At 64.1% G+C, this 8,701-nt stretch carries 9 protein-coding genes; all 9 read left to right on the plus strand.

Annotated elements, in window-relative coordinates; genetic code table 11:
- On the plus strand, positions 1-363 hold a 363-nt coding region (locus EN781_RS17720; protein ID WP_281034376.1), incomplete at its 5' end, for a zinc finger domain-containing protein.
- A 39-nt stretch (positions 364-402) separates the two neighbouring features.
- Entirely contained in the window at positions 403-1,176 is a 774-nt protein-coding gene (locus tag EN781_RS17725) for an enoyl-CoA hydratase (RefSeq protein WP_126056643.1), read from the plus strand.
- Between the two features lie 158 nt (positions 1,177-1,334).
- Positions 1,335-1,601, plus strand: a complete 267-nt coding sequence (rpsT, locus tag EN781_RS17730; RefSeq protein ID WP_126056644.1) for a 30S ribosomal protein S20 — start codon at positions 1,335-1,337, stop codon at positions 1,599-1,601.
- A 916-nt stretch (positions 1,602-2,517) separates the two neighbouring features.
- Positions 2,518-3,990, plus strand: coding sequence for a chromosomal replication initiator protein DnaA (gene dnaA / locus EN781_RS17735; RefSeq protein ID WP_245455265.1), 1,473 nt, complete (start codon positions 2,518-2,520; stop codon positions 3,988-3,990).
- A gap of 403 nt (positions 3,991-4,393) precedes the next feature.
- Positions 4,394-5,512 carry a DNA polymerase III subunit beta gene (dnaN, locus tag EN781_RS17740; protein WP_126056646.1) on the plus strand — a complete coding sequence of 373 codons (1,119 nt, stop codon included), beginning with the start codon at positions 4,394-4,396 and terminating at the stop codon, positions 5,510-5,512.
- A gap of 25 nt (positions 5,513-5,537) precedes the next feature.
- Positions 5,538-6,695: a DNA replication/repair protein RecF gene (gene recF / locus EN781_RS17745; protein ID WP_126056647.1), complete on the plus strand. Its 1,158-nt coding sequence runs from the start codon at positions 5,538-5,540 to the stop codon at positions 6,693-6,695.
- A 31-nt stretch (positions 6,696-6,726) separates the two neighbouring features.
- The gene (locus tag EN781_RS17750) at positions 6,727-7,476 is read left to right on the plus strand and encodes a molybdopterin-synthase adenylyltransferase MoeB (RefSeq protein WP_127400189.1); all 750 of its coding nucleotides are present in this window, start codon (positions 6,727-6,729) and stop codon (positions 7,474-7,476) included.
- Positions 7,477-7,480: 4 nt separating this feature from the next.
- Positions 7,481-7,969: a GNAT family N-acetyltransferase gene (locus tag EN781_RS17755; protein WP_126056649.1), complete on the plus strand. Its 489-nt coding sequence runs from the start codon at positions 7,481-7,483 to the stop codon at positions 7,967-7,969.
- A gap of 8 nt (positions 7,970-7,977) precedes the next feature.
- The coding region (locus EN781_RS17760; protein WP_281034377.1) for an aconitase X at positions 7,978-8,701 on the plus strand (724 nt) is incomplete at its 3' end.

Here is an 8,701-nt window from a genome sequence, read left to right on the forward strand (position 1 = left end):
CTGCTCGACCAGCGGCTGATCGCGGGACTCGGCAATATCTATGTATCGGAAGCGCTGTGGCGCGCCGGCCTGTCGCCGCTGCGCGAGGCGGGCACCATCGCCGGAGGCGGCAAAAAGGCGAGGGAGCGAAGCGAGCGCCTGGCCGAAGCGATCCGGTCGGTCATCGCCGATGCGATCGCCGCCGGTGGCTCCTCGCTGCGCGACTATGTGCAGTCCGATGGGTCGCTCGGCTATTTCCAGCATTCCTTCGCGGCCTACGACCGCGAGGGCGAGCCATGCCAAAAGCCCGGCTGCGGCGGCCATATCGAGCGCATCGTGCAGAGCGGCCGCTCGACCTTCTATTGCCGGACCTGTCAGCGGTGAGCTAGACCGATCCCTCAATCGGAACGAGGAGGCGATGCCATGACCTATGAAACCATCATCGTGGAAACGCGCGGCAAGGTCGGGCTGATCACGCTGAACCGGCCGAAGGCGCTCAACGCGCTGAACTCCCAGGTCATGGCGGAGGTGGTCGCGGCGATGAGCGGGTTCGGCGCCGATGCCGGCATCGGCGCGATCATCATCACCGGTTCCGAGAAGGCCTTCGCGGCTGGCGCCGACATCAAGGAGATGCAATCGATCGCCTTCGTCGATGCCTACACGCAGGACTTCTTCGTCGGCTGGGAGCAACTCACGCGCGTGCGAAAGCCGATCATCGCGGCGGTTGCGGGTTACGCGCTTGGCGGCGGCTGCGAACTGGCAATGATGTGCGATTTCATCATCGCCGCGGATACCGCAAGGTTCGGCCAGCCCGAGATCACGCTTGGCGTCATGCCCGGCATGGGCGGGTCACAGCGGCTGACCCGTTTTGTCGGCAAGTCGAAGGCGATGGACATGTGCCTGACCGGGCGGATGATGGATGCGGCCGAGGCGGAGCGCTGCGGGTTGGTGTCGCGCGTCGTGCCCGCGGGCGATCTCATTGAGGAAGCTCTGAAGGCCGCGGCCAAGATCGCCGAGTTCTCGCTGCCGTCGGTGATGATGACGAAAGAGGCCGTCAACCGGGCCTATGAAACGACGCTTGCCGAGGGTTTGCGGTTCGAGCGGCGGCTGTTCCACTCGCTGTTTGCGCTGGACGACCAGAAGGAAGGCATGGCCGCCTTTGCCGAGAAGCGGAAGCCCAATTTCACCAACCGATAAGATGGTCGGGCGCCGGCGTCAAAAAGAAGGCGAAGCGGCGTTGACGCGCCGGAAAAGCTGAACTATAAGCCGCACCAACCGAGGCGGCCTGTGGCTGCCCGTTTGTTTTTTGCGCCCTGCGATACCGCTGGCGCCCACCAGATCAGAAGAGAGGCACCATGGCCAACACCTCCTCGGCCAAGAAGGCAACGCGCAAGATCGCCCGCCGGGCCGCGATCAACAAGAACCGCCGCTCGCGCGTCCGCACTTATGTGCGCCAGGTCGAAGAGGCGCTCGCCTCGGGCGACAAGGCTGCCGCGCTGGCCGCGTTCAAGGCTGCCGAGCCGGAATTGATGCGCGCCGCGACGAAGGGCGTGATCCATAAGAACACGGCGTCGCGCAAGGTTTCCAGACTGGCGCACCGGCTCAAGGTACTGACTGCCTGATAAGCCTTTACTAAACTTGCGTTCTTCGAACCCGGCGGATGACGCCGGGTTTTTTCGTTTGCCGGCAAGTACTTAAAAAGAACGCCCCGAGATCGCGTCCAGGCTGGATTTCAAAATCCGGTTTACTTTGCCGGCATATACATGCGCACTGATATTCCGTTATGCCGAAAGCGGGCGCTGACCAAAATTCGGCTGTCAGAAATTAGCTATATATTTCAAACGCCTGTGGATGGTGATCCACAGCTTGTTCACATCGCGTTCGAGCGGCGGGGGACAAGTAGCTGTCAAGCGAATTATTTCAGAAAATTTCGTGCCGAGCGGCCATTTTCATATTCGCCGGAAAAGGGTTTGAATCACAATGGCTTTGTCAAAATATGCCGTTGCGGCACCCGCTCCGAACCCGTCTCCGCTAACCAGATTCGTTAAAAATCCGTTAGTCGTGGCCTTGCCCTATCCACAGCGATTTCGGTAATGTCCATCCATCGAAGGGACGGGCTCTTGGCCTTCAACCCAGCCTGAATCGGCCACCACAAAATGGCAGAATTCATGACGTGGATCAATTCCGCGAACGGGCTTGATTTGTCTTTTCGAGGCGGTAGGGGACTGGCGTAATTGTACATGGCAGGTCGATGGAGCCGGCGTTTTCGCCGGATGGCATCGCATTGCCCTGGTGTGTCGAGAACGGCCCAGCTTGCAAGAGCTGGCACCGGTCCCTTTGTTACGAGGCGATGATCACCTGCCGGCGGCGGCGGTGGTGTCGCAGCGAAGATACGGTCGCCGGAAACATGGATGCAGGAGGCGCATCCCCGGCGGAAAAGGGTACAAAAGGACAAGGAACTCGATCATGCAGAGCGGCATCGAAAGGGAGCTAACCAGCGAACTCCCATTCCCAACAACATTCGTCGGAGGGGACAGCATGGCGGGTTCCAGCGACGCGGAACAGAAGTTCGAGCGCGTCAAGGCCCAGCTGAAGGCGCGCCTGGGAGCTGAGGTCTATTCAAGCTGGTTTGGCCGCATGAAGGTTGCCGAGGCTTCCCGCGGCATTGTCCGCATCTCGGTACCCACGGCCTTCCTGCGGTCGTGGATCAACGGCCACTATCTCGATCTGATCGCGGAATTGTGGAAGCACGAGGATCCCGAAGTCCTCAAGATCGAGATCGTGGTGCGCACCGCCACGCGCCAGACACGCAATGGCGTCGAGCCTGAGGTGACGCCGGCGCGTAAGATGACCCGACAGACGCAGACGGCGCTCGCCGCGGGCACCGCCGCGACAGGCAGGGTCGAACGGGCTCCGGCGCCGCGCCCGGGCGTGCCCGCAGAGACCGAGTTCCGGCACAATGTGCTGGGGTCGCCGCTCGATCCACGCTACACCTTCAGTTCCTTCATCGAAGGCCCGTCGAACCGGGTGGCTTTCGCCGCCGCCAAGGCCGTGGCGGAATCGCAGTCGAGCGCGGTGCGCTTCAACCCGCTTTTCCTTCATGCGACGGTCGGCCTCGGCAAGACGCATCTTCTGCAGGCGATCGCGGCGGAATCGCTGATACACAACCCGAAATCGCGCGTCGTCTACCTGACGGCCGAGTATTTCATGTGGCGCTTCGCCACCGCCATCCGCGACAACAACGCGCTAACGTTGAAGGAGCAACTGCGCGATATCGATCTCCTGATCATCGACGACATGCAGTTCCTGCAGGGCAAGTCGATCCAGCATGAGTTCTGCCACCTGATCAACATGCTGCTCGACAGCGCCAAGCAGGTGGTGGTTGCCGCCGACCGGCCGCCGTCCGAGCTGGAGTCGCTGGAGCCGCGCGTGCGCTCCCGCCTCAATGGCGGCGTGGCCCTGGAAATGTCGGCGCCGGACTTCGCAATGCGTCTCGGCATGCTGAAGCTGCGCCTCGCCACGGCCAAGGTCGACGATGCCTCGCTCGATATTTCGGACGAGATCCTCAACCATGTCGCGCGCACGGTGACCGGAAGCGGACGAGAGTTGGAAGGCGCCTTCAACCAGCTCCTGTTCAGACAGTCCTTCGAACCGCAGATCAGCATCGACCGTATCGACGAGATCCTCGGGCACATCTATCGCTCGGGCGAGCCGAAGCGAGTGCGCATCGAGGACATCCAGCGCATCGTGGCGCGCCACTACAACGTGTCGAAGACCGAGCTTCTGTCCAATCGGCGCACGCGCACCATCGTCAAGCCGCGGCAGGTGGCCATGTATCTGTCGAAGGTGATGACGCCGCGCTCGCTGCCCGAGATCGGACGGCGCTTCGGCGGCCGCGACCATACGACCGTGTTGCATGCGGTGCGCAAGATCGAGGACCTTTCGGGCGCCGACAACACGCTGGCGCAGGAACTGGAACTCTTAAGAAGACTGATCAACGACCAGGCTTGAGCGGCCGGGAAAGACCTGGAGCGGTTCAGCGTTTCATGGAATCGCCGAACCGCTCTAACTAATTGTTTCTACGCAATTCCGGACGGAAAACCGTTACACACTTTTCCTGGAATTGCCCTAAAGCGCGGCGCGCCCGTAACGGTCCATGCGACGCGCTGAGGTGTGGTTTTCATGCATGTCGTTGTTCTCGAACCGCTGCGCGCTTTTGGGTGACATGCATTAAACGGGGACTTCGCCGGCTTTATCCCCAGAAAGCCCGCGCAACCGGTCCGAACCGGTGGCGCGGGCTTGCGTTTGCAGGCTTTTTCCTGTCAGTTTAGGCAGATTCTGAGCCTGTTCAGAGCTTTCGCGGGGCGCCGCTCGCCGGAGACCCGCTCATTCATTCAAGCGAGCCTGTTTCGTCATGCGTGTTATCCTGGAACGGTCAAATCTCCTGAAGTCGCTCAACCATGTCCACCGCGTGGTCGAACGGCGCAACACCATACCGATCCTGTCTAACGTGCTGCTCAGCGCCGAGGGCGCCAGCCTCGAGATGAAGGCGACTGACCTTGACCTGGAGGTGACCGAAGCCACGCCCGCCAAGGTCGAGCGCGGCGGAGCCACAACGGTTCCGGCGCACCTGCTCTACGACATCGTGCGCAAGCTCGCCGACGGAGCGGAGGTGATGCTGAAGACCGACGAGGACGGCAATGCGATGACCGTCACCTCGGGCCGGTCGAGCTTCCGTCTGCAGTGCCTGCCGCAGTCCGATTTCCCGGAACTTTCGGCCGGCTCCTTCTCGCACATCTTCCGCCTCGATTCGGTCGACCTGAAAGGCCTGATCGAAAAGACGCAGTTCGCCATCTCCACCGAGGAGACGCGCTACTATCTGAACGGCATTTACCTGCACACGCATGAGGCCGGCGGCAAGCTGAAGCTGCGCTCGGTGGCGACCGATGGCCACCGCCTGGCGCGTGCCGAGATCGACGCGCCGGCCGGTTCGGAAGGCATGCCGGGCATCATCATCCCGCGCAAGACGGTCAGCGAGTTGCAGAAGCTGGTCGACGACCCGGATGTCGCCGTGACCACCGAACTTTCCGACACCAAAATCCGCTTCACCATCGGCAGCGTCGTTTTGACCTCGAAGCTGATCGACGGCACCTTCCCGGACTATCAGCGCGTGATTCCCACCGGCAACGACAAGAAGCTGATCATCGACCGCCAGAGCTTTGCCGCCGCAGTCGACCGTGTGTCGACAATTTCCTCGGAGCGCGGCCGGGCGGTGAAGCTGTCGATCGCCGAGGGACAGCTCACGCTCGCCGTCAACAATCCGGATTCCGGCAGCGCCACCGAGGAATTGTCGGCCGACTATTCGTCAGACCCGATCGAGATCGGCTTCAACGCCAAGTATCTGCTCGACGTCGCCGCCCAGCTCACCGGCTCGGAAGCGAAATTCATGCTTGCCGACGCCGGCTCGCCGACGCTGATCCACGACATGGCCGACGAGACCGCGCTCTACGTGCTGATGCCGATGCGGGTCTAGGCTGCGGCAGGGCCAGTTCGTTGCCGTGACGGGAGCTGCAAAACAGCAACAGACTCACATAAGTAAGCTTACACTTACCAACTTCCGCAACTATGCGGCGCTGTCCATCGATCTGTCGCCCGGGGCCGTGGTGCTGTCCGGCGACAATGGCGCCGGCAAGACCAATCTGCTGGAAGCGGTTTCGCTGCTGACGCCGGGGCGCGGCCTGCGCCGCGCGCCCTATGTCGATCTGGCGCGCGAAGGCGGCGATGGCGGTTTTGCGCTGCACGCCCGCATCGAGGGACCCGAAGGCCAGGTAGAGATCGGCACGGGCATTCCGGGTGGCGACAGCAGCGAAAGCGGCAGGCGCGTGCGGATCAACGGCGCTGCGGCGCGATCGGCCGAGGACATGCTGGAATGGCTGCGGGTCGTCTGGCTGACGCCGGCGATGGATGGCTTGTTCCCCGGGCCGGCCGCCGACCGGCGGCGCTTTCTCGACCGGCTGGTTCTGGCGATCGACCCCGGCCATGGCCAGCGCGCGCTCGACTACGAGAAGGCGATGCGAGGCCGTAACCGATTGCTTACGGAAGGATCGCGTGACGGCGGCTGGTTCGACGCCATCGAGACGCAGATGGCGGAGACCGGTGTGGCAATCGCCGCCGCCCGTGCCGAGCTGGTGCGCCTGCTTGCCGCCATGATTGAGCGGCTGCCTTCCAGCGGACCGTTTCCACAAGCCGACATCAGCCTCCACGGCGACCTGGAAAACGCGCTCGGCGCGGCGCCGGCGGTCGATGTTGAGGAGCGCTTCCGCCGTGCGCTCGCCGATGGCCGCGACCGCGACCGGGCCGCCGGACGCACGCTGGATGGCCCGCACCGTTCCGATCTCGTGGTGCGGCATAGGCCGAAGGCGATGCCGGCCGAGCTCTGCTCGACCGGCGAACAGAAGGCGCTGCTGGTGGGGATCGTGGTGTCGCATGCGCGGCTGACCGGCGAGATGTCGGGGATGACGCCGATCCTGCTGCTCGACGAGATCGCGGCACATCTCGACGCCGGCCGGCGCGCTGCCCTGTTCTCGATCCTCGAGGAGCTCAACTGCCAGGCGTTCATGACCGGAACCGACGCCGCGCTGTTTTCCAGCCTCGAAGGCCGCGCGCAATTCCTGACGGTCGACCACGGCACGGTTGGGCCAACCGAAGACCCCTGACAAGGTTTTTGCGCCGCGATAAGGTTTGGCCATGACCACACTTACCGACGAAGAACTCGAGCGCTATGCCCGCCATATCGTGCTGCCGGAGATCGGCGGCGCCGGCCAGCAGAAGCTCAAGCGCGCGCGGGTGCTGGTGATCGGCGCCGGCGGGCTCGGCGCGCCAGCGCTGGAATATCTTGCCGCCGCCGGCGTCGGCACGCTCGGCATCGTCGACGACGACACCGTCTCGCTGTCCAATTTGCAACGACAGGTGATCCATGCCACGGACGCGATCGGCATGGCCAAAACCGACAGCGCGTCGGCAGCGATCACGCGCATCAACCCCAATGTCGTGGTGGAGCCGCACCGCCTCAGGCTGACGGCGGACAGCGCCCCTGCCCTCGTCGCCCGCTACGACATCGTGGTCGACGGCTCCGACAATTTCGAGACACGCTACGCGGTGGCCGATGCCTGCGCGGCGGAAGGCAAGCCCCTGGTGCACGCCGCCGTCGGCCGTTTCGACGGCTCGCTGACCGTGCTGAAGCCGTTCGAGGCCGGCGCCGACGGCAAGCCGAACCCGGGCTACCGCGATCTTTTCCCGGAAGCGCCTCCGGAGGGGCTGGTGCCGTCCTGCGCCGTTGCCGGCATTGTCGGCGCGCTGACCGGCGTCATCGGCACGCTGCAGGCGATGGAGACGATAAAGCTGATCACCGGCATCGGCGAGCCGCTGGTCGGCCGGCTTTTGCTCTACGACGCGCTCGGCGCGCGCTTCGACACGATCCGCTACAAGAGAGCCTGATCGCATGGACCGGCCGACAGGCGTCTTCGTTATGCAAATCCGACCCGATTTCGGGCGATGGGAGGAACTGCATTCGCTGATCATGCGCGCCTTCGCCTATATGGACGGCGTCATCGATCCGCCCTCCTCGGCGCATCTGCTGACCGCCGAAAGGCTCAAGGAAAAGGCACGGCAGGAAATCGGGCTCCTGGCGCTGCGGGACGGCCGGATCGCCGGCTGCGTTTTCACGCAGGAGCGCGCCGATACCCTCTATGTCGGCAAGCTCGCCGTCGAGCCAGACTTGCAGGGGCAAGGCATCGGCAGGCTGCTGATGCAGGCCGCCGAGGACCTTGCCGCTAGCCGTGGCAAGGGCGCCGTCGAATTGCAAACGCGCATCGAACTCGATGGCAACCACCGGGCTTTCGTGCGGCTCGGCTTTGACGAGACTGAACGCACCGCGCATGAAGGCTACGACCGGCCGACCTCGATCACCATGCGCAAGGTGCTGTTATGAGCCTAACCTTGAGCGCGGAAGAACAGGCGATCGCCGCCGGCCGGGACGGCACGGCAATGGCGATGCGCATCGTTGCCGAAAGCGCCCGCCTGCTCGCCGCGCCGCGGCTCATCCCAATCGCCTCGACGCATATTGACGGGGCGCTCTACCACGGCGATTCCGGCACACTGTTTGCCGAACGGCTTGTCGAGGGCGGCGCGCGCGTCGCGGTGCGCTCGACGCTCAATGTCGGCGCACTCGACCTGATGGGCTGCTCGCGCATCCGCCTCGAGGAGCCGCAGCGCGGCATGGCGCGGCGGATGATGGAAGCCTATCGCAAGCTTGGCTGCGAGCAGAGCTGGACCTGCGCTCCCTACCAGGCCGGGCACCGGCCGGCGCAGGGCAGCGACGTCGCCTGGGGCGAGTCCAACGCGGTGGTGTTCTGCAATTCGGTGCTGGGCGCGCGCACCAATCGCTATGGCGATTTCCTCGACATCGCCTGCGCCATCACAGGCCGCGCTCCCGACTATGGCCTGCACCGCCCGGACAACCGGCGGGCGCGACTTGTGTTCGATGTTTCAGGTCTCTCGCCTTCATTCCTCGTTTCCGAGTTCGCCTGGCCGGTGCTTGGCAGCCTCTATGGCCGCGAGGTGGGCAACGCAGTCGGCGTCGTCACCGGCGTGGCCAGGCACCCCGGCGAGGACGCGCTGAAGGCCTTCGGCGCCGCCGCCGCCTCGTCCGGCGCCGTCGGCC

Source organism: Mesorhizobium sp. M4A.F.Ca.ET.090.04.2.1, from assembly GCF_003999085.1.
Taxonomy (GTDB): Bacteria; Pseudomonadota; Alphaproteobacteria; order Rhizobiales; family Rhizobiaceae; genus Mesorhizobium.